This window comes from Bacteroidota bacterium (assembly GCA_025059945.1).
GTDB lineage: Bacteria > Bacteroidota > Rhodothermia > JANXDC01 > JANXDC01 > JANXDC01.
Window position 1 is genome coordinate 48,493 of the sequence record JANXDC010000005.1, and the last position, 24,879, is coordinate 73,371.

21 protein-coding genes and 1 tRNA gene are annotated in these 24,879 nt (G+C 64.6%); 8 read left to right on the forward strand and 14 right to left on the reverse strand.

Features of this window, described 5'->3' with window-relative positions:
* Positions 1–37: 37 nt before the first annotated feature.
* The 11 genes from NZ993_04140 to NZ993_04190 all read right to left on the reverse strand — a co-directional run bounded on the left by NZ993_04140 (position 38) and on the right by NZ993_04190 (position 13,873).
* The gene (locus tag NZ993_04140) at positions 38–703 is read right to left on the reverse strand and encodes an energy transducer TonB (GenBank protein ID MCS7154984.1); all 666 of its coding nucleotides are present in this window, start codon (positions 701–703) and stop codon (positions 38–40) included.
* A gap of 3 nt (positions 704–706) precedes the next feature.
* Positions 707–3,061 (reverse strand): tetratricopeptide repeat protein, encoded by a 2,355-nt coding sequence (locus tag NZ993_04145; protein MCS7154985.1) that lies wholly within the window; start codon positions 3,059–3,061, stop codon positions 707–709.
* A gap of 38 nt (positions 3,062–3,099) precedes the next feature.
* On the reverse strand, positions 3,100–5,241 hold the full coding sequence (locus NZ993_04150) for a VWA domain-containing protein (GenBank protein MCS7154986.1): 2,142 nt from the start codon (positions 5,239–5,241) through the stop codon (positions 3,100–3,102).
* A 1-nt stretch (position 5,242) separates the two neighbouring features.
* A complete protein-coding gene (locus NZ993_04155; protein ID MCS7154987.1) occupies positions 5,243–6,934 on the reverse strand; it encodes a S8 family serine peptidase in 1,692 nt (563 codons plus the stop codon).
* Positions 6,931–7,935, reverse strand: coding sequence for a MoxR family ATPase (locus tag NZ993_04160; protein MCS7154988.1), 1,005 nt, complete (start codon positions 7,933–7,935; stop codon positions 6,931–6,933). The genes NZ993_04155 and NZ993_04160 overlap by 4 nt, the downstream gene beginning before the upstream one ends.
* Complete coding sequence (locus tag NZ993_04165; GenBank protein ID MCS7154989.1) at positions 7,925–9,277, reverse strand: peptidylprolyl isomerase; 1,353 nt, start codon at positions 9,275–9,277, stop codon at positions 7,925–7,927. The genes NZ993_04160 and NZ993_04165 overlap by 11 nt, the downstream gene beginning before the upstream one ends.
* The gene (locus NZ993_04170) at positions 9,274–10,023 is read right to left on the reverse strand and encodes a peptidylprolyl isomerase (protein MCS7154990.1); all 750 of its coding nucleotides are present in this window, start codon (positions 10,021–10,023) and stop codon (positions 9,274–9,276) included. Before NZ993_04170 ends, NZ993_04165 begins: the two co-directional genes overlap by 4 nt.
* An 80-nt stretch (positions 10,024–10,103) precedes the next feature.
* On the reverse strand, positions 10,104–12,086 hold the full coding sequence (locus NZ993_04175; protein MCS7154991.1) for a peptidylprolyl isomerase: 1,983 nt from the start codon (positions 12,084–12,086) through the stop codon (positions 10,104–10,106).
* Positions 12,087–12,195: 109 nt separating this feature from the next.
* Positions 12,196–13,233 carry an NAD(P)-binding domain-containing protein gene (locus NZ993_04180; GenBank protein MCS7154992.1) on the reverse strand — a complete coding sequence of 346 codons (1,038 nt, stop codon included), beginning with the start codon at positions 13,231–13,233 and terminating at the stop codon, positions 12,196–12,198.
* Positions 13,230–13,601, reverse strand: coding sequence for a YraN family protein (locus NZ993_04185; GenBank protein ID MCS7154993.1), 372 nt, complete (start codon positions 13,599–13,601; stop codon positions 13,230–13,232). Before NZ993_04185 ends, NZ993_04180 begins: the two co-directional genes overlap by 4 nt.
* Positions 13,598–13,873 (reverse strand): NifU N-terminal domain-containing protein, encoded by a 276-nt coding sequence (locus tag NZ993_04190; protein ID MCS7154994.1) that lies wholly within the window; start codon positions 13,871–13,873, stop codon positions 13,598–13,600. The genes NZ993_04185 and NZ993_04190 overlap by 4 nt, the downstream gene beginning before the upstream one ends.
* A 119-nt stretch (positions 13,874–13,992) precedes the next feature.
* Between NZ993_04190 and NZ993_04195 the strand changes: the two genes are divergently transcribed.
* From NZ993_04195 to NZ993_04230, 8 genes are all read left to right on the forward strand, one after another.
* Entirely contained in the window at positions 13,993–14,715 is a 723-nt protein-coding gene (locus NZ993_04195) for a 16S rRNA (uracil(1498)-N(3))-methyltransferase (protein MCS7154995.1), read from the forward strand.
* Positions 14,716–14,937: 222 nt separating this feature from the next.
* Entirely contained in the window at positions 14,938–17,586 is a 2,649-nt protein-coding gene (locus NZ993_04200; GenBank protein MCS7154996.1) for a CHAT domain-containing protein, read from the forward strand.
* Between the two features lie 18 nt (positions 17,587–17,604).
* Positions 17,605–18,402: an alpha/beta hydrolase gene (locus NZ993_04205; GenBank protein MCS7154997.1), complete on the forward strand. Its 798-nt coding sequence runs from the start codon at positions 17,605–17,607 to the stop codon at positions 18,400–18,402.
* Complete coding sequence (locus NZ993_04210; protein ID MCS7154998.1) at positions 18,369–20,030, forward strand: UDP-N-acetylmuramoyl-tripeptide--D-alanyl-D-alanine ligase; 1,662 nt, start codon at positions 18,369–18,371, stop codon at positions 20,028–20,030. Before NZ993_04205 ends, NZ993_04210 begins: the two co-directional genes overlap by 34 nt.
* 47 nt (positions 20,031–20,077) lie before the next feature.
* A tRNA-Pro gene (locus NZ993_04215) sits at positions 20,078–20,151 on the forward strand.
* A 47-nt stretch (positions 20,152–20,198) separates the two neighbouring features.
* Positions 20,199–21,083: a DUF58 domain-containing protein gene (locus NZ993_04220; protein ID MCS7154999.1), complete on the forward strand. Its 885-nt coding sequence runs from the start codon at positions 20,199–20,201 to the stop codon at positions 21,081–21,083.
* Positions 21,080–21,973, forward strand: a complete 894-nt coding sequence (locus tag NZ993_04225; GenBank protein MCS7155000.1) for a hypothetical protein — start codon at positions 21,080–21,082, stop codon at positions 21,971–21,973. The genes NZ993_04220 and NZ993_04225 overlap by 4 nt, the downstream gene beginning before the upstream one ends.
* Positions 21,970–22,944 (forward strand): VWA domain-containing protein, encoded by a 975-nt coding sequence (locus tag NZ993_04230; GenBank protein ID MCS7155001.1) that lies wholly within the window; start codon positions 21,970–21,972, stop codon positions 22,942–22,944. Before NZ993_04225 ends, NZ993_04230 begins: the two co-directional genes overlap by 4 nt.
* Here the strand turns inward: NZ993_04230 and coaD are convergent.
* From coaD to NZ993_04245, 3 genes are read right to left on the reverse strand one after another with little or no spacing between them, the layout of a single operon-like run.
* Positions 22,894–23,412: a pantetheine-phosphate adenylyltransferase gene (coaD, locus tag NZ993_04235; protein MCS7155002.1), complete on the reverse strand. Its 519-nt coding sequence runs from the start codon at positions 23,410–23,412 to the stop codon at positions 22,894–22,896. The two genes, NZ993_04230 and coaD, sit on opposite strands and share 51 nt — an antisense overlap.
* Positions 23,409–23,981: a 16S rRNA (guanine(966)-N(2))-methyltransferase RsmD gene (gene rsmD, locus NZ993_04240; protein ID MCS7155003.1), complete on the reverse strand. Its 573-nt coding sequence runs from the start codon at positions 23,979–23,981 to the stop codon at positions 23,409–23,411. Before rsmD ends, coaD begins: the two co-directional genes overlap by 4 nt.
* Positions 23,978–24,871 (reverse strand): hypothetical protein, encoded by an 894-nt coding sequence (locus tag NZ993_04245; GenBank protein ID MCS7155004.1) that lies wholly within the window; start codon positions 24,869–24,871, stop codon positions 23,978–23,980. The genes rsmD and NZ993_04245 overlap by 4 nt, the downstream gene beginning before the upstream one ends.
* Positions 24,872–24,879: the final 8 nt, after the last annotated feature.

A 24,879-nucleotide genomic window follows, 5' to 3' on the forward strand; every position in this document is an offset into this window, starting at 1 on the left:
CAAAGGTAGGGGCGCGCAACGGCCGGAGCAAAGGGCTTCACTGGCCGAATTGAAAGGTGATCACCGTATAGGTCTGCACCCGCTCGCCTCGGTGTTCAGCCGGCCGAAAAAGCCAGCGCAGCGCGGCGTTTAGGGCGGCCTCTTCAAGCCCGTAGCCCAGGCGTTCGACTTCCTGGGGGATGTTCTGGCGGCCGTATAGAAGCCGCCGCAGAATTACGGGTTCGCTTACGCGTCCTTTCTCGTCCACAAGCACGCGCACGATGATCTCGGCCCGGATGCGGCGCCGACGCGCCTCAGGCGGATACTCGGGTTCCACCACCCGAATGGGCTGGGGGCTCACCTCCGCCTCCTCCACCAGCAGCGGCTCGGTGCGGCCGGCTGGCCCAGACCCGACAGGACCTGAGCCCGCCATTGGGGACGGCGAAACCGGATCCGGCAAGGGGATCGGCTCCTCCTCCAGAAGCCGATCATCCGGCACCACGATCGGCGGAAGCGGCACCACAGGAGGGGGAAGAGGGACGCCTAGGGTGGTCTGCGGGACGTCTTCCAGGCGCACAAGCTCCTTGACCTGAGGGTCCACAAAGCGCGGCGGCTCGGCGAGGGGCTGTAGGGGCCAAAGACGCACCACGAGCCAGGCCGCTATCAGCACCAAGTTCAGAGAGGCGAGCAAAAGCAACGACGCATCGGGCCTTTGACGGCGCATGGCCTATTCCAGATACAGACGGCGCATGGCCTCGCGCACCTGACGGCTGACTAGATCGCGTACGCGCAGCGTGAGCTCATACAAGCCGGGATCCAGGCGGCTTACGTCGATCTGCACGTATCGGGCCGCATCGGGTCTCTCCGTGGTGTACTCGAAGCGCACCGCAACCCCGCCTGGGGCGCCAAAGAGCGCGCGCCAGAGCCTGCGAAGCCCCCTTGTGCGCTCTAGAGGCCGCACGATCGCCTCGACTTGATAAGCACCTCGACCCCCCTGAAGCCCCAGCTGATAGAGCTCAAAATAGGCATATAGGAGCTGTTCGCGCGCAAAAACCGGCCAAGGGGCGGGCAGTATCCGAAACCCGTTTCGCCACAGCGACGCCTCGCCCGATCCGGGGGGATCGGCCTCCTCCACGTGATAGGCGAGCAGAAGATCGCTCATCTGCAAACGCGGGGCGTCGTAGTCGGGCACCTCCAATGCGGTCCGCTCCAGCGCCACGGCCTGTGTGGTGCTCTCCTCGAATTCCAGCGAAAGCTCATATCGGCCCGGAGGGGCGGAGATAAGCTGTGCGTCGATCCAGAGGGCGGCTCTCTTAAAGCGCACGAGCTTATCGGGCCGAAGCCCGTAGAACGTGCTGCGCCGCTCGGCGCGCACCGTGCGCTGCGCATCCACCAGAAAAAGCCCCTGCTGGGCCACGAGCACCTGCCGCGCAAGCGCATCCGGATTCGTAATCGGCACCCCATAAGGGACGACGACGTCGGCTTGCCCGTTCTGACCTCGAAAACGAGCTACGACATAAGGCATCTTAAAAAGCCTTCCCGGTGGATCGAACCGATACTGCTCCGGAAGGCTTCGGAACGTCTCGCGGGCCTTGATCGCGTAGTCCACCAGCCAGGGGTTTTTGTGCGAAGCCGGCGGGGTGTAGAGGATGAAGTTGCCGTTGCGCATCTCATCGACGAAGACGAACCGAAAGCGACCGTAGTCCCAGATATCAAAGGTGCGCATCTGCTCCGGGAGGTTGGCCCTCTGCTCCGAGGCCGCCATCCAGGGCAGCAGCTTCATGCTGCGAGACGGGGGACCGTAGCGAACCAAAATCCGCCCCCGTTCGGTCTGCCAGCCCCGGAGTTGCAGGGGCTCTACCCGGAACAGCAGATCGGCGTAGACCATGCGCGCAAAGTGTTCCAGCTTGCGCTCGTTGTAGAGCACCAGCAACCGAGGCTTTTTGCTCGCCCAGAAGCGCGCCGTATACCCTTCGGGGTCCGCTTCGTAGGCTTTGCGCTCCGGCTCCGGTACCAAATACGAGACGTCCTCGAAGACGGCCTTTAGGCTTGGATCGTAGTGGAAGGCGGTCTGAAAGGCCTTATCCGCCTCCTCGTAGCGCTTGGCCCGGTAATGCAGAAGCCCCATGTAGAGCCATGTCTGAGGATCCTGGCCGAAGAAAACATACATTTGGCGGATGAGCTCATAGGCGGGCTCCAGCTCATGCCGCAGCATGTAGAGGCGAAAGAGCTTGTCGTAAGCTTGCCGGCGCATGGGGTCGCGCGCAAGGGCGCGCTCTAGGAGCCCGCGCGCCATCCGATAGGCCCGCTCTCCCCGCGCGCGCCAATCCGAAAGGGGCTCGCCCTGCTGGCGCAACAATTCCAGATCAAAGGGGTCCTCGACGAAGGCGGCGCGGACAAGACGCTGGGTCATTTGGGCGATTTGCTCCCCCTGCAAGCCAAAGGCCTCCAGAAAAGAGAGCCCGCGTTCGACCTCCACCCCGCCAGGCCCCGGCGGTTCGTCGGGGGGCCGGGTTTGCTCTCGGCCTACGGTCTCATCCAGGCGGCGAAACGGGTTGCTTTCCGGGTTCTCCTCCTGCCGGAGGGGAAAGTCGTATAACTCCGTGGCGACCAGAGAAACGGCGTCGCGGTAGCGCCAGTAATCGTTGGCGTAGGATTCCCCTAAAGCCTCCAGAGCGAAGGCGTTTTCGGGGTCCAATTGGAGGATCCGACGTGCCAGGTCGCGGCGTTTGGCCTCATTGAGCAGATCCCAAAGGTTAAAGCCGCTATCCTGGCGCAGGTGCTCGAGTCGGGCCACAAGGTAGCGCACGTTCTGGGGATCCAGCTCCAGGGCCCGGTCCAGCTCTCGGCCGGCGGCGCGGCGATCCCCCATCTCCCAGTAGACGCGGGCCAGCTGATAGTGGGCCTCGGCGTTTCGCTCGTTTATCGCCAAGGCCTGACGAAAGGCCCGCTCCGCAGCGCTCCAGTTTCTCGCCCGAAAGGCCTCCTGCCCCTGCCGCAGATAAAGCGAATCGCTTTGGGCATACGCCAGAGCCGCGCCCCAAAACGAAAAGCAAAGCAAGCAGAACCCGCCTGCGCGCATGGCACCCTCCTACGGCCCCACTTTGTTGTATCGCCGGATCAAGGAAGGCTGTTCCGCCGACGCCAGAGCCACTCGGCCGTAAGCAGAAGCAGGACCAAGGCCAGCAGCGCGGGATGCTGCCAGAGGGCGATACGCCGGATCCGCTCCTGGCTCTGCGCAAGACCATGCCGGGATAGCAAAAGGGCCCGCAAGGAGTCAAGCTCTTCGGGGCCGAAGACGGCGCCTCCCGTTCGGGCCGCGAGCTGACGCAAAAGGGGCAAGTTGAGCCCGATGTCGCGGCGCTCCAGGTCCAAGGGTGCTACAAGAAACTCCCCCTCATCCACCCCGATCTGCTCCCCTCGACGGCGCCCCTCAGCCCGGTACCGATATAGGCCCGGGGGCAGGGGTTCTGTGCGGCCCTCGTAGCGCCCTTCTCCGCGCGGCTCCAGCAGCAGGCGCCGCTCCAGCCCAGCGGGACCGCGTATCGAAAGCCTAAGCTCGGCATCGGATACGGGCTCAAGGCTTTCGTTGTAGACGTGCCCCAGAAAGTCGATCGGCTCTTGGGGATCGAAGCCAAGCTGTGCGGGTCGCACGCGCACCAGGCGTTCATCGCGCACGGCCGACACCCAGCTTAGCAGGTTGCGCATGAGCGCATCGTAGGCCGATCCGATCCCGGCCGTCCCTTCGCCTACCGTTTTCCAGCGCCACCAATCCCAACCCAAGAGAGCAGCCGTGCGCAGCCGGCCCAGCTGCTGCACCAGCACGAGGGGATCGGGCAGGCGCACGTCTCGGATCCGCATCGAGGCCAAGACGCGAGCGGAAGCCCGGGGCTCAAAGGCCCCCTCGAAGGTGGAGACGGGCGGCAGCCGTTCCCAGATGGCTCCGCTCTGCTCCGGGGCCAGTTCCAGCACCGGGTGCGCGAGGCCCAGGCCCGTGGGCTCGAAGAAAACGGTCGTCTCCTGCCGAGCCTGCGGGCGCACAAGGCGGGCCGGGAAGGCCCCCCCGAAGCTCGCCTCCAGGCCTCTGAGATCGGATTGCCGGCTCAAGATGAAGACCGCCGGCAGCTGCTCTTCGCGCACGGCCCGGCTTAAGCGCTCCAGAGCCCCCTCCATGGGCACGGGGCCCGGAAAGCCCACCAAAAACAGCGCCTGGAAATCTTGCAGGCGTTCCGGAAGCGGCCCCTCGTAGAACTCAGCGGCGTTTTTCTGCGTGCGCGCCTCCACCTGCAGGTCCGGATCGAGCGCTAGGACGTGCCGCAGCAGGGCCAGGTCTGGGCTCGGAGCCCCGGCCACCACGAGCACGCGGCGGCGGCGTTCGAGCACTTCCAGCGCGAAGGCCGCCTCGTTGTTGGCGTAGGTGCGCTCCCCGCCGATGCGATCGATTCGCACCCGATATAGCTGCCGGCCGGGCCGCTCCGGAACAAGGCGAAACTCAGCTAGCCCGCTGTGGCCGGGCTGCAGGGGCACGACTTGACGGGCTAGCTCTCGGCCGTCGCGCTCCAGGCGCACGGTTAGCTGAAGGAGCTCCGGAGCCCCTTCGGCGCGCACGGACACCGAAACCGGCATCTCAGCCCCCACGTAGGCGATCGGGCCGCTAAGCACGCGTTCGATGCGCAGATCCCGATAGGGCATGGTATCCCCCACGGCCACCACGTAGACGGGTAGGCCCAGGCGTTCGGCCACGTACAAGGGGCTGGGGCCGCTGTTGTGGTTGCCGTCTGTAACGAGCACGAGGGCTTTGAGCCGGTCCCGCTGGGCCGAGGCGGCCTCCAGGGCCCGAGACAGGTTGGTGCGCCGTCCTTCAAAGCGCAGCGAGTCCGGATGCGGCAGGCGGGCCGTGTCCTCGGCAAAGCGAAACGCTACGGGCTCGATCGGGGACCAATTTCGGCTCCACAGGGCGCGGGCTATGTTTCGAGCCGCCTCTGCGGGGCGTCCGGATGGGCTCTGAACGTCTAAGCTTTGGGTGTCGTCAAAGAGCCAGGCGATCTGAGGATACAAGATGAGCCGATGTCGATAGCTCCAGACGGGCTCCAGCAGCAGCATGCCCAACAGGGTGATCGCGCCCGCCCGCAGAGCCGCCATGCCCGCGCGCTTCCAGGTGGGCAGCTCGGGTTCTGTTCGGCGGTAAAGCCAGTACGCCACTCCGATGCCCAGGCCGAGCCAAAGGAGCCCCCACCAGAGGGCGTGCGCCGTATACAGCATCTCAGAGCCCAGCCTTTAGGAGCTTACGCCAACTTACGCGGCCGTCTATAGAAACGCGCAGCAGATACAGGCCCGGAGCTACAGGCCGGCCGTCCGCCGCGCGGCCGTCCCAGTACAAGGCCGCCTCCGAGCCAAGGGCGGTGGGCTGTTCAAGCCTCCGAAGCCGCTCTCCGGTAAGAGAGAAGACCTCCGCCCGCACGGATCCCGCGCTTCGCAGGGGTATCCATACGCCCCTTTGAAACGGGTGCGGATACGGCGCACCTAACTCCTCTTCCGGCTCGAGGGGCGCCTCCGCGGAAAGAGCCGTGGCTTGGGCGAGCAAGCGGGCCGCGTCTAGAATCCCATAGCCGTAGTCGTTGTTGGGGCGATCGGCCAAGTGAGCGGATCGGCGCGCCAGCGCGATTAACTCGCGCGGACGCAGGCCGGGGGACCGTTCAAGCAGCAGCGCTAGAATCCCCGTTACAATCGGGGCGGCAAAGGAGGTGCCGCTACCCTGGGCATAACCACCCGAAGGGGTGGCCAGGACGACGCCTACGCCCAAGGCGCAGACGTCGGGCTTGATGCGACCATCGTACGTAGGGCCCCGGCTGCTGAAGGGGGCCAAGGAGCTATCGGCCCGCACGGCTCCGACGGCGATCACGGAGTCTCCGTCGGCGGGGGCCACTATGTAGCGCCACGGACGCGCCCCCTCGTTGCCCGCGGCGTTGATCACGAGCACCCCGCGGGAGGCGGCCCGCTGGGCCGCGCGCGTAACCAAGGTGGTTCGCCCGTCCATGTGGGTGTAGCTGTAATCGCCGATCCCGCCGTCAAAAGTCGTATAGCCCAGCGAGGAGTTCACCAGCCGGGCCCCTTGAGCCTCTAGCCACTCCAGCCCAGCTACCCAGAAGTCCTCCTCTTGGCGCGTTTCCGAGCTGACGTCCTCGGTGCGGGCCAAGAGGACCTCCGCTCCGTAGGCCGGGCCGATAAGACGGCCCGGATGATAGCCTACGGCCACCGAGAGCACGGCCGTGCCGTGGCTAGGGGTGTTGGAGACGTCCGCGTCTCCCTCTACAAAGTCCCGCGCGCCCTTTAGCCGCCCCTCGGCCAGCAGGGCGCGAAAGGCAGGACTGGTGCGCACCTCAAAACCGGCATCCAAAAACCCGATACGCACCCCCCTACCCGAAAGACCCTGCGCGTGCAACCGGAACACGTTCGAGAGGGCCAGTTGCGCCCAGGAGGGCCCGTAATCGAGCCCCGTAGCCCCGCGCGAAAGCCCTTTGGGAAGCGCCTCCTCCGGAAGCGGACGCAGCTCCACGGGATCGGGTCTGACAAAGCGGGCCACGGGCCGCACGGCGCGCACGAAGGGCAGCCGCTCCACCTGAGCGCGCTGCGCCTCCGACAGAACGGCCGATACGGCGTTAAACCACCGGCTCTGCGCCACAGGCTCGACGCCGATTGCCTGCAAGGCCCTTACGTACTGCGAACTTACGGGCAGGTCTTCTTCCGACCATAGCGGCCCCTCACCGGCCTGCAGGCGTCGAGCTAGCGCCTCCGGGGTAAGCCAACGCAGATCCGCACTAGCCGACCCGGATAGCGTCTCCGGTTTGTCCTGAAAGAAGATCCAATAGCGCGTCTGGCCCCAAAGAGGCTGCGCGACCCACAGCACGGCCAGCAGCGACCAGGACCTCCAACGCCCAGACACGCTGGCGATCATGCCAACGCCAAAAGCTTCTCCACGATGTGCTCGGGCCGGATCCCATCGGCCTCGGCGTTGAAATTCGTCACGATCCGATGCCGTAGCACGGGCACGGCCACGGCCCGCACATCCTCGATATCCGGGGTGAAGCGGCCCTGCAGGAGGGCGCGCGTCTTGGCGCCCAGAATCAGGTACTGCGAGGCACGGGGCCCTGCCCCCCAGCTAACCCAGGTGCGCACAAAGTCCGGCGCCTCCGGAAGCGAGGGACGCGTTCGGGCCACAAGGCGCACGGCGTAGCGGATTACGTTTTCCGCTACAGGCACGCGCCGCGCCAAGCGCTGAAAAGCCAGGATCTGCTCGGCGTTCAAAACAGGGACAAGCTGCACCTGTCGATCCCCGGTGGTCTGACGCACCACTTCGAGCTCCTGTTCGAAGCTGGGGTAGTCCAGCCACAAGTTGAACATGAACCGATCCAGCTGCGCTTCCGGTAGCGGGTAGGTGCCCTCTTGCTCGATGGGGTTCTGAGTGGCCAACACAAAGAACGGCTCGGGCAATTCATAGGTCTGGCCGGCCACCGTAACGCGATGCTCTTGCATGGCTTCCAGGAGCGCGGCCTGGGTCTTGGGGGGCGTGCGGTTGATCTCATCGGCGAGCACGATGTTGGCGAAGATGGGGCCGCGGACGAACTTGAAGTACCGGCGGCCGGAGGCGACGTCCTCCTCGATGATCTCCGTGCCCGTAATGTCGCTTGGCATCAGATCCGGGGTGAACTGGATGCGGCTAAAGCCTAAATCCAGCACCTGCGCCACGGTGCGGACCAGTAGCGTTTTAGCCAAGCCGGGGACACCGATTAGCAGGCAGTGCCCGCGCGCCAAGAGTCCGATGAGAAGCTGCTCGATAATGGCCTCTTGGCCCACGATGACGCGCGCGATTTCGCGGCGAAGCTGGGCATAGGCCTCGCTCAGGGCTTCGGCTTGGGCCACCTCGGCGGAAGCCCAGCGGTTAGGCTCAGCGCTCATGGTTGCTTATCCAGGGAATGGGGGTTGACAGCGGAACACGGACTTCCACGTAGATGCCGCGCGCGGCCCGGCGTACGAGTTCCTGCAAGAGCTCCTGGCGCCGTTGGACCAGGAAAACCTGTTCGATCTGGGGGTAGTCCTGCTCCAAGTTAGCCCGGTGGGCCTCGACCCGACGCTGCAGCCAGACGATGTGATAGGCCCGGGAACCGTCGAGCATCTGAAAGGGAGCCGGTAAGCTAATCGAGCCCACCTGAAGCGTGTCGACCGTCTCCCGAAACAGGGGATCCAGCGCCTCCAGGGGCAGGCCCCGCTGGCCGGTTTGCGGGTTGAGGATCTGCCCGCCCAGGGGGGCCGATTCCGGATCCTCGGAGTGCCGACGCGCCATCTCATGAAAGGGGCGCTTATGTAGGAGGATCGAGTCCCGGATAGCCTGCAGCTTTCGTATGGCGGGCTCCGGATCGAGCGCCTCCGGCCCGAGCCGGATCAAGATGTGGCTGGTGTTGATCAGGTCGCCGCGCTTCGCATTGAGCCGAATGATGTGAAATCCGAAGGAGGTTTCGACAACCTCCGAGATCTGGCCCGGCTCCAGGGCCGCAGCCGCAGCCGAGAACTCGGGCACGAGCTCGCTTAAGTGGAACTCCCCCAAGTAGCCGCCTTCAGCGGCGGTAGCGGGATCTTGAGAATAGCGGCGGGCTAGTTCGGCGAAATCTCGGCCCCTCAGGAGGCTATCCCGAAGCGCCCGGGCCAGATGCAGAGCCCGGTTTCGCGCCTCCGGGTTCAGACGGGGCTTGGCCACAATGTGGGCCAGCTCCACCGTCGTGGGCACGATCGGCAAGCTGTCCTCAGGTATAGAGCGAAACCAGGCCTCCACCTCGGGCCGAGTGACGCGGATCGAGCCCAGGCGCTGCCGCTGATACTGCTGCACCAACAGCTGGTTGCGCACCTCCTCGCGGAACTCGCTTTTAAGCTGCACAAGCGGCTTGCCGTATACTTGCTGCACCCGATCCTCCGAGCCCAGCTGGCGGACCAGCTGCGCCAAGCGCTGCTCTAGCTCCCGATCCACTTCGGCCTCGGAGACCTTAACCAGCGTATCCTCCCTGGCGCGAAGCAGCAGGATGCGCTCCTGGATCAGGTCCTGAAGCGCCCGCTCCCAGAGCGCCTTCGAGTAGGGATAGCCGTTTTGCATGTACAAAAACGATCGGGTATCGACCTCGGAGCGCAAGATGGGCTGATCCTCCACCATGGCCACGATCTGATCCAGTATGCGCGGTTGGGACAGGACCATGGACGAAGGCCACAGGGCCAAGGCCAGCACAAGACCCCAGTTTTGAACCATCCTCATCCTCTGTTTCTGAGCGTATCCGCCACCCGGACCGGTATCTGCCGGCGTAGCTCTTGAACGAGCGCATCGAGTTGCTGTTTCCGCCGGAGCAGTTCCAGCCGCTGTCGCACGTCTTGACGCACCCAATCCCACTCCGGTTCGCTTCCGGCGGGGCGTCGTTCCACAAGCTGGAGCACGTGGTAAAGACCCTCTAGCTCCACAACGGGCGCCACCTCCCCAGGTCTTAGGACCTGCACGAGGCGGTTTAGGGACTCGTAGGGACGAAGCAGGCGGCTAATCGGATGAAATGCCCGGGAGACGGCCCAGGCTGCGGCAGTATCGGCTGCATAGCGACGCACGATCTCCGGCCAGGGACGCCGTTCAAGCAGGGCGCGGCGGGCCTGTTCAGCCTGTTCTCGCGTAAAGGTAGCAAGATACCGGACCAAGGCGTAGTCCTCGCGCAGCCGAAACTCCTCGCGATGAGCCGCAAAGTAGGCGCGCACTTCCTCATCGCTAAGCTCTATAGGTTGCTTGCGAGCCCACTGCGTCAAGAAAGCGCCCACGACGATCGCCCGCTCGGCCTGCTGCACCCTTCGGCGCACAGAGGGGCTATCGGCAATCCCTTGCCGCCGCGCGGCCTGGTAAAGCAATTCGTTTTGAATCCACTGCTCCACGTAGGCGGCCACGTAGCGGACGCTATCGGACCCCGACAGGCCCTCTGGCCACTCAGCTCGAAGCATGGAGAGCGTGAGCCGGGCTTCGCCCACCTCCGCTAAGACACGCTCCGCAGTTGGCTTTGGCGGGCGACAGCCCCACCACGACAAAACCGCAAGCCCCGTGCAGAGGATTAGGAGTTCCGACGAACGGCCCACCGCGCAAACGCCCTGTGCGCGCGATCGGAATAAACGGCGACCCCGTAGCTACGGCGCAGGTGCGCAACCCAGAGCCGCTCCAGATGCTCTTGGTACTCGGAAATGACCTGAGCCAGCGCCTCCTCATAGCGCTTGGGGCGGGCGGGCTCAAAGCGTTCCCGACGCAGCACGACCCAACCCTCCCCGTACCGGTGAGGGCCGCTTGTGGCCCCATCGGGCAAAAAGAGCATCTCATCTTGCGGAGCCCCCACGGGCCGCTCCACGTACAGCGTCTCGACCCGGAGCCGCAGCACATCATCTCGTTGATAGCGAGCCCGCAGGGAGTCAGGCGCAAGACCTGCGTGCAGAGCCTTGAGCACCTCCACGGCCAGGGAGGAATCCGGCGTCGTACAGCGAATGATCTGTACCCGATCCGGGAATCGGTACCGTTCTCGATGCCGCGCATACCAGTCCCGAAGCGCCGCTGTATCCCGTTGGGCTCGGTTCCAGACCTCACGCTCCGTAAGGGCAAACACAAGCAGCCCCTCTTCGTACTCCCGCATCAGCCGGCCGAATTCGGGGTAACGCTTCTCCAGCTGTCCCTCCAGGTACCGCAGCACGACCTCTTGGCGGAACTCCGCGGCCAGCTCCGGAAGCTGCTTGCGCACCCGGGGATCGCCCCAGACCATGAAAACGGGCCGCGACAGGATGTAGGTGAGCAGGTCTTCGGCACTAAATGCGAGCGTATCCAAACGCATCAACACGGCCCGTCGCAGGGAATCGGGCCACTCTTGAGCCCGCCAGCTCCCGACGCGCGCGCTGGTATCGGTGGCCTCCACAAGGCGCGCCAGCACGTCATCGTAAAAAAGGCCGTCCGCCTCATCCCAGGTTCGCTCGATGAGCGCCCGCTCCTCTTCGCGGCTTTGGGGCAGGCGCTGGGCTAGCTCCCGAAGCTCCGCCACCGCCTCCTCGTAACTGGGACGCGGCAGCCGCTCCAGGAGTTTCACGATGTGCCATCCATACGGGCTCTGAAAGGGACGCGAATACTGGCCGGGCTCGTGCAGGGCGAAGGCCTCGCGTTCGAATTCCCTGACCGGAAACTCCCCGAAGCCGATCACCCCTAGCTCCCCCCCCTGCTCGGCCGAGGCCCGATCGTCGGAGTACAGCCGCGCCAGGGTGGCGAAGTCCTCTCCGCGCTGCAGCCGCTCATATAAGGCCCAGATGCGCCGGCGCGCCTCAGCGGTGTCGGCCCTGATCGTATCCTGGGGGGTGCGCACCAAAATGTGGGCCACGCGGATGTCGGGCGTCCGCGGCCGACGATCCAGAACCATCAGAAAATGATAGCCGAAGCGAGTTCGGAAAACGGGCGAGACCCCTCCTACGGGGGTGCGGTAGGCCATTTCCTCGAATTCCCGCACCATGCGGCCGCCCGTGAAGTAGCCCAAATCCCCTCCGTTCTGACGGGCGGAGGGGTCTTCGGAGTAGCGTCGCGCGATCTCGGCAAACGGGCGCCCCGCGAGCACGCTATCGCGCAAGGCCTGGATGCGGCGCCAGGCCTCAAGCGTATCCTGCGGGTTGGGCAGGCGCACGAGCACGTGACTGGCCCGGATCTCCTCTTGCCGTTTCCGATACAGATCGCGCATGATGGGCTCCAGCACGGCCCTCTCCAGCAGATACGGACGGGCCAGCTGCTGACGGTACTCCCGAAGCTCCTGCGCAAGCTGAGGATCCCGGTCCAGCCCCTGTCGGCGGGCCTCGAGAACCTTGAGCCGGTAATCGACGTAGCGCTCCAAAAACTCCACAAAGGCCGCAGCCGAATCCACCCGCGCCTCAGCCGACCGCAGATACCGCGCCTGGACCTCGGAGAAACGCAAAGGCGTTCCGGCAATGCGGGCCACGACGGGATCGGACCCCGACCGCAGGAAGGCGCAACCCGAACCCAAAAGCCAGAGCGCCCCCGCCCAGGGAAACAAGCGCATAGGGCTTCTTCCGGCGAATGGCATGCTGAACTGAGGGCTCAATGCCGCTAGAGGCGGATGATTTTACGGCCCCCAGGGCGCCAAACGCAAGGCTGGCCTAGAAGAACCGCTAGGGGCGCGCCACCTGGATCGGGTCGCCGTAGCAGAACCGCTCCGAGGGGCTCCAGTAACGCTCCCGGATCCGCTTCCAGACGGCATGGGCGGTGTTGAAGGCGTAGATGATAGAGCCCCCCTTCATGTTCGCGCACAGATCCCCCACCAAGAACAGACCCGGCTGGTTGGTCTCGAAGGCCTCATCCAGGACGGGCGTTTTATCTTGAAAGGCGATGCCGGCCGAACGCAGGAAGTTCTCCGGGGTCGTGCCCCCTAAGGCGTAGACGATGTGATCGAAAACGGGCTGATCGAACTCCGGCTCTGCAAACACGACCCGGGGCCGTCCGTCCGGGGTCGGCTCCAGGCGTGTGATGTTGGAGCCGAGCCAAAGCCGGATACGGCCCTCGGCGGCCAGGCGCAGGACCGCCTCCCGGTTTTGCTCCAGCATGCGCACGATCTGCTTGCGCCTATAGGAGAGCGTGACCCGGCAGCCGTCCTGCGCTAGGTACTGCACGTACTCGCCGGCTGAATCGCCTCCGCCTACGACGAGCACCTCCAGGCCGGGTTCGGGCTTCCAGGAGGTCAGATCAAAATGCACGCGCGCCTTGAGCGCCCCCGGGATGGGGTAATCCGGCTTGTTCGGACGCCCGAATATGCCGATTGCAATGGCCACCAGACGGGCTCGATACTCGCCTTTCGTAGACTGTACGAGGTATCCACCCTGGGACCAAGGCCGGATAGCCCAGACCTCCTCTGCATATCGGATCGGGACTTGGTACTGAGCTATGAGCCGATCAAAGAAGGCGATCGTATCCGCTTTGCTCATGTCCTCGATCGTCAGCAAGCCCCGGGCCTCGGCCGTGTAGCCTTTGTAATTAGCGGTCGTGAGCTTGTTGTCCGGATACAAGGCCCGAATCGACCAGATGGGCTGCTCGGCCTTCTCTAAAACAAGCAGTCGGTCTCGAGGGAACCCTCCCTGTAGGGCTTCTACGGCCAGCCCCAGACCACCCGGACCAGCCCCCACGATCAGCAGATCGCAATCGAACTGCGTCATGACATCTCCCACAGCGCATCTTCGAGGTGTTCGATACTGGGTTGCCCTCCGGGGGGCCATACGATGGCGAGGATATCAAAGCGAATCGGAGCCCCCCACATCCGACGCTCCTGCAACCAGGCTTGCGCCACACGGTACAACTGCCTCTGCTTATGGGCCGTGACGGCCTCCTCCGGATAGCCCATATCGAGTGAGGCGCGCGTTTTAACCTCTACGAACACGATCTCGCGCCCGTCGGTGGCCACCAGATCGACCTCAGCCCGCTCAAAGCGGTAGTTGCGATCCAGAATGCGCCAGCCCTTGCGCTCCAAGTATGCCGCCGCAAGCGCTTCGCCCTGGCGGCCCAGCTCCCGGGGATTGCGCCTCATGGGCCCTCAAAATACCGCTCCAGGATCTCCCGAAGAGCGGGCAGAAGACGGTCCCAGTCCTCCTGAGGCATCTTCGTCACCGTCAGAAATTGAGGCATAATGAAGACGCTATAGATGCCCCCCAGAGCGAAGATGGGCTCCGCTAGGGGATGGCCAGCCGCCTTCTCCGGTGAAGTGAAGGACAAGCTGCCGGATTCCAGAAACGGCCTATCGGCCGTAATTTTGACGCTGTTAGGATTCGGCGTTGGGGAGAACAGTAGCTGCACCGCCATGACGCACTCATCAGGGTCCTCGGGAAGCAATAACAGTACCAGACTATTAAGTGGACCCGGCGAAAGGTAGAATGCTTCCAGAACGGGCGCAAGCGCATCCTGAATGTTCTATATAGCGAATGGAGCGATTCTTCTGTCCGGCATCTAACATCAGCCCCCCGGTGTTGCGGTTTCCCCCGGAAGAGACCCAGCATCTGATGCGGGTGCTTCGGCATCGGGTGGGGGATCTGGTTGAGGTCACCGACGGACAAGGAGCCGTCCACACGGTGCGCCTGCGCCGCCTCTTGGGCCCGGAGGCCGAGGGGGAAATCCTCGAGACCCGGCGCGATTTAGGAGAGCCCCCCTACGAGTTGAGTTTAGCCGTGGGGGTGCTTAAACAAGAGGAACGTTTTGCCTGGCTGGTGGAAAAGGCCACCGAACTGGGGGTGCGGCGCATCGTGCCGCTGCGCACACGACGCAGCGAACGCCAACAGATACGCCCGGAGAGGCTAAAACGCGTGGCCATAGCAGCCCTCAAACAGAGCGGCCGCAGCCGCCTGCCTGAGCTTTGGCCCCTCACCCCTTTTGAGCGGTGGCTGGAGCGGGACCGATCGCGCTGGCGCTACATAGCCCACGGCCCCGGCTTCGAATTCCCGTCATTGGGGCAACTGCTACCCCTTCCGCTTCCTCAAGGAGCCACCTTGAGCGTGCTGATCGGGCCCGAAGGGGGGTTCACTCCAGAGGAGTTCAATCAAGCCTGCGCCCATCGGGTGACCCCCTGTGGCCTGGGACCACGCCGGCTGCGCACAGAAACCGCCGCCCTTGTGGTGGCTTCGCTCCTGCTCGGGGCCAGTCGCGACTAAACCCGTCCATCTGGCGGCGGAGGCGACGGGGGTTCTGGATCCCCGCCGCCAGAGCTCCCTCCCCCAGAGCCTCCTTTGCCCTTTCCTCCCCCGGATGCCTCATCTTCGTCATCAAAACGTTCCCAAAGCAGCTCCATGGGTCCCCTGCCTCCATTTCGGTTTGGGCCATAAGCCCCCTATATTAGCTTGGGGTGTGTCTTTACAAAGACGCCTAACGTCAGCATGACGCAACAGGTCCGCAAGGGGCTTCCAGCAGCGGTGGGGCTATTGTTGTGCCTCTCTGGGCCCATGCAGGCACAGGTCTCCCCAGACATCCTCCAGGAGCTGCCTGAGGAGCTTAGGGCTGAATACGTAGCCATCCGCCAAACGCTGCAAGAAAGACCCTATGAGGCCCTGGTGCGCAGTCAGCGCTTTCTGCGCCGCGCTCAGCTTCTAGACCATTCCATGGCGCAGGTGCACGGCCATTCCGTACAAACGCAGGCCTACATAGCCATGGGGCTTTGGGAGCCTGCTTGGGAAGCCGGTCAGCGGGCGCTGGCGCTTTACTTAACTCAAAAACGCAAGCGGCCCCGCCTGCTTTACAGCCTGCATTATCGGCTCGGGTACGTGCTGCAGCAGCTGGAGCGCTATGGGGACGCGCTAGAACAGTATCTAGCGGCCGCGCAGCAGGCTGCGCAACTCAGGCCTCCCGATCCGAACGAGCTCGTGCGCAGCCAGAACGCCGTCGCCAGCGTGTATCTAGTCCTCTCCGACACGGCCCGCGCGATGCGGTGGCTAAGCCGGGCAGAACAGGTGTTGCGCGCCGCTTCGGTCGCTTCTGAACATCGATCACTGTGGTCCTCGCTACGGGCCTTCGCCTTGTATCGCGCCGGCCGCATCCGCGAAGGGATCGTCCTGCAAGAGCAGGCGCTTAAGGAGGCGATACAAGCCCAAGAATGGGGGCGGGCCGTTGTGCGCTATGAGCTCTTGGGGTGGCTCTGGATGGAGGCCGGATTCCCGGAGCGCGCCGGAGCGGCGCTGCAGGCCGGGCTGCGGCTCACCAAACTCCACACGCTGCCGGAAGGTACGGTCCGCCTTTATACGCGCCTGAGCGACCTCGCCCTCAATCGGGGCCGGGCAGAGGAAGCCGTCTCCTACGCCCTTAGAGCCTTAGATTGGGCGCATCGCTTTGGAGTGCGGGGCTCTACGTTGTGGACCCTCAGCCTGCTAGGCGAGGCCTATCGGCGCTCCGGGCGTTTGCAAGAGGCCGAGTTCGCGCTGCGCGCGGCCTGTAGGCTAGCGGAACAGCGCCGGCACTCGATCGCCGGCACGCCCTGGGCTCCCGGGGCGTTCGCCCAGTGGCAAGAGCCCTATCGGGGGCTGGTCCGCGTGCTGCTCGCTCAGGGCCGACTCGAAGAGGCCCTGCTGGTCTTGGAGCAAACGCGCGGGCGATACGCAGAGGACCTGATGGGACGACGCCGGCTCCTGGCTCGGCTTTCCCCTGAAGAGGCTCGCGACCTCGAACGGGTGCAGGACCACTTGAGCGACCTCTACGCCCGTCGGGCCCTCCTGCCCCCTGGGCCGGAACGAGACCGCGTAGAGGAGGCGATCAGCCAAGCCGAATTGCTTTGGACGCGCTACCAGCGGCGCGGATCCCTCGGAGTTGCGCTTTCTCGGGAGAAACTGCGGGCGATCGGTCGCCTGCTGGAGGAGCAAAACCGACTCGGGCTAGTCTACTTTATCGAACCCGACAGCGCGTGGGTCTTTTTGCTACAAGGGACCTCGGTTTCGGTCCGCAGCCTGCCGACCAACAGAAGCCGGCTGGCTTCGGCCTTGAGCGGGTTGCCGTGGCTACGGGGAGCTACGAGTTTCCATAGCGCCCCCCTAGCCGCGGACACGCTCTGGGCGTTATATCGCGTTCTATTGGAGCCGCTGGAGCGGGAGCTCAGCCGTGTCGCGCGCTTGCTCTTGGTGCCCGATGAACCCCTGTACGGGCTCCCATTTGAGATGCTCCTGTATCGCCCTCCTTCGGATCGGCATGCCCTAGAGGACGCCAAGTGGGCCCTTAAGCGCTGGGCCATTACCTACAGCCCGGCGCTGCGGCTGTTGGCCTCCTACCAGCCCGATACCCTCCTGAAACCTTCTGTAGTGGCCTTCGGGTATCCGGATCGGCTTCCGGCGCGCTTCGCTTCGGCCGGACTTCCGGCGTTGCCGGAGGCCCGACGCGAGGTTGTGCTGCTGAAACAGCTCTTCGAACGGGCGGATGTGCTCACAGCCGCCGAGGCCACCGAGGAGGCCTTTTGGCGAATCGCGACGAACGCTTCTTTGCTGCACATCGCCACCCACGCCGTGGTGGATCCCGCCGACCCGTCGGGTTCGGCGATTTTGCTAAGCCCTACGGCGGAACACGACGGACTTGTGCAGCTGCATGAAATCCTGGCCCGTCCGCTGCGCGCGGAGCTCGTGGTGCTCAGCGCCTGCAACACAGCCCGCGGCCCGGGTTACGTGGGCGAGGGGTTGCTGTCCTTGGCTTACGGCTTCTTCGCCTCCGGCGCCCGCAGCCTGATCGGGAGCCTGTGGCCGGTCGATGACGCCATAACGGCCTGGATCGTGGGGCGCTTTTATATGCATCTGCGTTCCGGGCAGGGGCGCGATGAGGCGCTGCGTCTGGCCCGCCTGGACTATCTAGCCCAAGCACCCGGGATCGCCCGGCATCCGTTCTTCTGGGCGTCGTTTGTGCTCTACGGGCACCCTGAGCCGGTCGCCCTCCCCCCTCCGCGCAGGACCCGGTCTGGGCTCACGTTGGCCCTCGCCGCCGCGCTCCTGCTGAGCGCGATGGGATTATGGCTATGGCGGAGGCGTGTTTTGCAACGGCCCGCGCCAGGGCGCTAACTTGGCCCTGCTTGCGCGATGCGCCACCCCACACGGCATCAAACGATCTTCTCTAGCCCGATTCGCTACAGCGTCCATGGCGAGGGCCGGCCGGTGTTCTTACTACATGGTTGGGGGGCCAACGCCCAGGCCATGGCCCCTCTGGTGACGTCTCTGGCCCCTCAACATCGGGTGTACGCCATCGATCTACCCGGTTTTGGCTATAGTCCTCCGCCACCGGAGGCCTGGACCGTACAGCGTTATGCAGAAGCCATAGCGGAGCTAGCACGGCGCGAAGGCATTGCAGAAGGACTTGCGGCGATCGGGCACTCTTTTGGCGGCCGCATCGCACTTCGCTGGGCGGCCGATCCACAGCTTAGGGGCCCCCTGGAGCGGCTGGTGCTGCTCAGCGCGGCGGGTCTTCGTCCCCGGCGCACCTGGCGCTACTATGCGCGGCACACCGCAGCCGAGGCGCTTAAAGCTCCGCTCCGGATGTTGCCTGAGCTGTGGCGCGACAGGGCCCTAGACCGCCTGCGCCGAAGCGCGCTCTGGCGTATGCTGGGCTCGCGCGACTATCGACAGGCCCACGGGGTCATGCGCGAAGTCCTGGTACGCACGGTAACGGATCACCTAGACGGCCTGTTGCCGCAAATCCGCCTTCCCACCCTCATCTTGTGGGGGGAACAGGACCGGGTTACACCCTTAGATCAGGCGTATCGGCTCCGGGAGGGCATCCCGGGGGCGCTTCTGCACGTAATACCCCAGGCGGGCCATCATCTGCTGCAGGATGCGCCCAAAACTGTATGCCACCTTGTGCGGGAGTTCTTGCACAGCTAGTGGACATGGGGCTGCTGGACTGGATTGGGCTTGGGCTTACGTTGGTAGCGGCCGGGTACTACGGCTGGATCCGGCTTCGGTTTTTCCTGCACGTGCTCCAACTTGAGGGCTATTCCTTCGGCTTTTACCGCAAATGGCTGGCCGAGCATCGGACCCAAGTGCTCACGCCGACGGATCTGGGCATGGCCCTGCTGGCGCTGGGATCTTGGTGGACCCCGCGACCGGAGGTCGCCCTGCTGGTCGGGGCTGGCTTATCCGCGTACTGGATCAGCCGGGCTCCCCTGTATCGGCGATCCCGACAAAAAAAGCCGCTCGTTTACACTTGGCGCCTCAGGCGGCTTCTTTCTGTGAGCGCGCTGCTTCTGCTTTTGACTTCAGCGCTTGTGCCACTCGGGCAGGCCCTCCTAGGGCTTGCGCCGTACTGGGGGGCCTGGTTGCCCGGGTTGCACGGAGCGCTTTTGGCTATTCCGGCCCTGGTTTACGGGGCGGCGTGGCTGCTTAAACCCCTAGAACACCGCATCCAGGAGGGCTTCAAACGCCGGGCGCGCGCCAAGCTCGCCGACGCAGCTGAGCTGCTCGTTATCGGCATTACGGGTAGCTACGGCAAAACGAGCACGAAGTTTATCCTGGCCGAACTCCTAAAGAGCCGCTTTCACGTGCTGGCCACGCCCGGCAGCTATAATACCCCGATGGGGATATGCAAGGTGATCAACGAACAGCTCAGTCCCCATCATCAGGTGCTCATCCTCGAGATGGGGGCTCGATATCCAGGCAATATCCGGGAGCTGTGCGCCATCGCCCGTCCGCGCATTGGGGTGCTAACGGCCCTCGGCGTGGCCCACTTGGAGACGTTTGGCTCCGTGGAGGCGATCCGGCGCACCAAGTACGAGCTTATCGAGGCTTTGCCCGAGGGGGGCATGGCGGTCTTCAACGTAGATTACCCCGCCTTGGCCGAGGACGCGGCGCGCACGCGCCACGTTGTGGTGCGCACGGTGAGCTCGACACGGCCGGAGGCCGACTACGTGGCCCGAGAGATTCGTTATGGGCCCTGGGGCACGGAGTTCGAGCTTCTGGAGAGCGCCACGGGCGTCGCGCACACCTTGCGCACGCGCCTGCTGGGCCGCCATAATGTGACGAACATCCTGCTGGCTGTAGCCGTGGCCCGACATCTGGGCGTCGAGATGGAGGCGATCCGGCGCGCGGTGGCGCGCCTGGAGCCCGTTCCGCATCGGCTGCAGTTGATCGAGCGGGATGGCGTCTACATCATCGACGACGCTTTCAACTCCAACCCCGTTGGGGCGCGTAACGCGCTGGAGATCCTGGGGCAGTTCCGCACCGGAAGGCGCTTCGTCGTCACCCCGGGCATGGTGGAGCTCGGCCCCGAGGAGGCGAGCTTTAACCGCGAGCTGGGCCGGATCATCGCGCAGAACGCCGACGAGGTGCTGCTTATCGGATCCAAGCGCGCCCAGCCCATTCGGGAGGGGCTAGAGGAGGCGGGTTTTCCTAAGAAACGCGTGCGGGTTTTCCGGAACCTCTTTGAGGCCAACGAACACCTACGCCAGCGGCTGCGGCCGGGCGATGTGGTGCTGTACGAAAACGATCTGCCTGACATCCATGAGGAGCCCTGAAGCAGGCTTGCGTTTGCCGGTTCCGGATGCGAATTTTGTCTTCCGCTCGGGCAATGGCGCAGCCTGGTAGCGCACTACCTTGGGGTGGTAGGGGTCCCGGGTTCAAATCCCGGTTGCCCGACGCGAGCCCGCCTTGGCTTATCCAGGCGGGCTTTTTATTTTGGCTTCGTGCAAGCCTATGAGCTCCGCGAACTTGTAGCCCAGGTGCGCCGCCTAGAGGTGCGCACGCGGGGGCTTGTCAACCAACTCTTTGCCGGTCAGTACCAAGCGGCCTTCAAGGGCCGGGGGCTTACCTTCACCGAAGTGCGTCCGTATCAGCCGGGCGATGAGGTGCGGGCGATCGATTGGAACGTATCGGCCCGCATGGGGGAAACCTACGTCAAGGTCTTCGAAGAGGAGCGGGAGCAGACCCTGCTGATCTTGTTGGACGTGTCGGCCTCGCTGCGCTTCGGGTCACGCTCCCGTCTTAAGGCCGAGGCGGCCACGGAAATCGCGGCCCTTCTGACCTTGAGCGCGCTGCAGAGCCAGGATCGGACAGGGCTCGTGCTTTTCTCCGATCGCATCGAACGCTTTCTGCCGCCCCGTAAGGGGCGCGGACACGGCTTTCGGATCCTGCGGGAACTGGTGGCTTTTCGTCCCGAAGGCCGGGGCACGGACCTGGCGGGGGCCTTGGAGTTCGCCCGCCGCCTGCTGCGACGCCGCAGCATCGTGCTCGTGCTCTCCGATGGCTGGGCCTCCGAATACGGCAAACAGCTGCGCATGCTGCGCGCGCGACACGATGTGGTCTTCATCCGCCTCTTTGATCCCCGCGAGGCGGAGCTAGAGCCCGTTGGCTGGGTACCGACTCAGGACCTAGAGACGGGTCGCCTGCGGTGGCTGGACACGCTTCGGGCCGATGTGCGCCGATCTTGGGCGCGCGTCTATGCGCAAGAGCGGATTCGATGGCAGGAGCGATGCCGGAGGGCCTCTGTAGACGCGATCGAAATTGACGTAAGCCGTCCCTTTGTAAGGGATCTCGTCCTGTTTTTCCGGAATCGGAGCAGAAGGCCATGATCTGCGCGGCGGCGCTAGCCGTTTTGCTGCTCGCCAGCCGGCAGGCAGAGCCCGTGGTGCGCTCCTATTGGAGCGCACCCCAACGAGCAGAGCTGGGAGATCGGGCCAGTTGGGTCCTCGTGGTGCAACATCCCGACTCCATGACGCTGGACTGGCTTGCGCCCCCAGAGGTCGATAGCCAGCTTGCGCAGGTGCTGGCCTTTGCGCGCTGGCCGGCCGAGCCAGTAGGGCCGGGATGGCGACGCGATAGCTTGCTCGTCGTCGTGCTCTTGCTGGCTGCGGACACCGTGGTGCAGCCTTCTTGGCGTTTGGCGCTTCGCGCCTCTTCCGGCTGGAGCGGATCGCTCACCGTGGCCGCGCCCCCCTTGCGGGTGCTCTCCGCCCTGCCAGATACGATGCGCGATCTGGCGGACCTAAAGAGCGCATCCATGGCCGCCCCGGAGGCCCGATGGCCGGCCTACATCCTACTGGGCCTTGTGCTCCTATGGGCGCTTTTCGTCATCCACAAAGGGCGTGTTCAGCTGTACTTTGGGGAGCCCGGGGTTTACCGCGCTCGTCTGCGGGCCCAAGAACGCCTGCGTCGGCTCCTTTGGACGGAGGGCTCCGATCCCGGGGCATTTATCGAGGAGTTGGTCGATACGCTGCGCGATCTGCTGGCCGAGGAGGCTGGGCTTCCGGCCCGGGAGCGCACCAGTTCCGAGCTGTTAGCTCTGGCCCGAGAACGCGGCTGGCCGGAATCGGCCCTAAGTCTGCTGCGCCAGCTCCTCGAGAAGGCCGACTTGGTCAAGTTCGCCCGATACCCAGCTTCAGCCGAACAGGCTCAGAGGGCTCGTGAAGCCGCCTTGGGTTTGCTGGGCATGTTGCTGGGCCCAGAAGCAAGACGCCGATGATCACTTTCGCCCATCCGCATTGGCTCCTTCTGCTCGGTCTGCTTCCGTTTTACTGGGGCTTTCACTTCTGGCGAGAGCGGCGCTGGGGAGCCGTTCCCGTTTCAAGGTTTCCGGCCGCTGTGGGGACCTCATTCTGGTTTCGGATTGTACCGCTGCTTTTGCGCTCCGGAGCGTTTGCGCTGTGCGTGCTGGCCTTAGCTAGCCCAGAGCGAACTTTCGGCGTGGCCCCCGAGGCGCGCATGGGCATCGATATCGTGCTGGCGTTGGATCTTTCGGGTAGCATGCGAGCCGAGGACTTACGTCCGAATCGCTTTGAGGCGGCCCAGGCGATGGCGCGCGCCTTTATCCAGAGCCGCACCCAAGACCGCATCGGCCTTGTGGCCTTCGCCGGCGAGGCGTACACGGCCTCGCCTCTGGTAACGGACTACGGATTTCTACTGCGCATCTTAGATGACCTGCGGCCCGACTTGCTCGAAGACGGCACGGCCATCGGCATGGGCCTGGCTACGGCCGTGGCCGCGCTGCGCACCTCCCGGGCGCCAAGCCGCGTGATCGTGCTCCTGACAGACGGCCAGAACAACCGCGGCCCTATCGCGCCCGAGACAGCGGCCGAATTGGCCCGGCAATTCGGCATCCGCGTCTACACGATCGGCGTCGGCACGCGCGGCGAAGCGCCCTATCCGATCGAGGATTCTATACTGGGGCGCCGATACGTGATGGTGCGCGTGGACGTAGATGAACCGACCTTGGAAGCGATCGCCGCTCGGACAGGCGGGCGTTACTTTCGGGCAACGGACAACACGAGCCTGGAGCGCATCTACCGGGAGATCGATCAACTGGAGCGATATCGAATCGTGGTTCCGGGCCCCGGTTTGCGCGAACCCCTTTATCCGATCTTGCTGCTTGCGGCCCTGGGCTTGCTAGTGTTGGACTTTCTGCTCTCCGGCACGCGGCTCCGAGCCCTTCTGTAACCGAGACCGAAGCGCTTCAAGTACGGGATCGGGCACATATGGGCTTACGTCACCGCCCCAGTGCGCGATCTCCCGGACCAAAGAGGCGGACAGCACGGTGTATTCTTGACTGGGCATGAGGAAAACGGTCTCGATCTCGGGGGCCATACGACGGTTTGTAAGCGCCATCTGGAACTCATAGTCGAAGTCGCTCACCTGGCGCAGCCCCCGGATTACGGCGCAGGCGCCCACGGATCGGGCGAAATCCACCAAAAGTCCCTCAAAGGCCACCACCCGCACCTGGGGCCAAGAGCCCACGCAGCGCTCTATGAGGGCCAGCCGCTCGTCGAGCGAGAAAAGCGTCTGCTTCTTTGGGTTGACTCCCACGGCCACCCACACCTCGTCAAAGAGCCGGCAGGCCCGCTCTAGGATGTCCAGATGGCCTCGGGTGATCGGATCAAAAGTGCCGGGGTAAAGCGCGCGCCTCATGACGCAGAACCCTCCCAGGGCGGCGGAGGTTCGGAATGAAAGTAGCTCACCATCGTGCGGCCGTAGCGGCGCGTATCGATCCAGTCCGGCTGCGCCTCCCAGAGAAGTCCGGGGCCGTGTTCGAGCACCAGCCACGTGTTAGGTCCGTAGACGGCCGAGGCCTGGATGCGGCGCACCAAATCCGGGTAGTCCCGGTAATGATACGGGGGATCGGCGAAAATAACCTCGAAGGGCTCCTGAGCCCGCTCCAGATAGCGTTCTACGGCCATGCACACCGGTTCGGCCCGCTCCCAGACCGCCCAAGAATCGAGGGTGCGCCGAAGCTGGGCGCACGCCACGGGATGCCTTTCTACGAAGGTCACGCCCCGCGCCCCTCGGCTCAAGGCCTCCAGCCCCAAAGAGCCAGTCCCGGCGAAAAGATCCAGGACGCGAACCCGAGGCCAGTCGACGCGGTGTTGCAGAAAATTGAAGATGGCCGCGCGCACGCGCTCGCTTGTGGGCCGGATGCGCACACCAGCCGGTGTGTACAGGCGACGTCCTTTGAACGCCCCGGCGATGATGCGCATCATAGCCCCAGGGCCGCGCCGATTGGAAGCGCGTACGTAGAAAGCGGCAGATCCGGCGGTAGACGGTGCCGTTGGAGCACAAGCCCGGCGAAGGGATCTAAGGGCTCAATCGGGCAACGCAACACTTCGCGCGTCTGCCCAAATGCCGACTCCTCGGCGTTCGTGTAGTAATAGACGCGCCCCAGATGGGACAATCCGATCCGATGCGCCTCCAGCAGCCGCAGGCCGAAATACAGGGCGTTGAGGGCGTCACCAACGGGGTAGCTCGCCGCGGCCGCCCAGGCGCTCTGCCACCTGAGAGCCACTTCCGTGTATTCGTGATACGCGCCCACAAGCAGTATCGCCTGCTCCTGCCTCTCTCCGAAAGAAACCTCGAAAGCCCGTTCGGCGGCCACAAGCGTGGGCGCGATGTGGATCGATTTTACCGCCAGCGGACGTACGAGCTCCCGCCAGCGCTCATATAAGGCCTCTGAGACGGCTACCGCAAGCACCGCCCCCGCTTCATCGGGTCTATGATGGGTGTAACAGCGCAATCGGTGCTTGGAAGGCTCCAGAACAGGGTAGAGCCGTTCAAGCTCCCACCAGGCGCTTCGGGCCTGCTCTTGCGGGGACGCGTCCGGGGGCAAGGGGATGAAAGCATGTGGCAATGCCGAGAGCGGCGCGCTCACCGTAAGGCGCCTGGACAAGGAACGCCCCAGCACGCTTTCGAGCGCTTGCCGAACTGTGTCCAGCTGCCCCGGCGGGGGGGATGGCCCCAACAAGACCGGCTCCAGAGGAAAAGAGAACTCGCAGCTCCCCAGCCGCACCAGCCGCCGAGCTAAGGGCTGATGCTCGATCTCGGCATAATAGAGCACCGAGCCCTCGAAGGCGATGCCCACGCTGAGGCGATCCATGGAGGGCG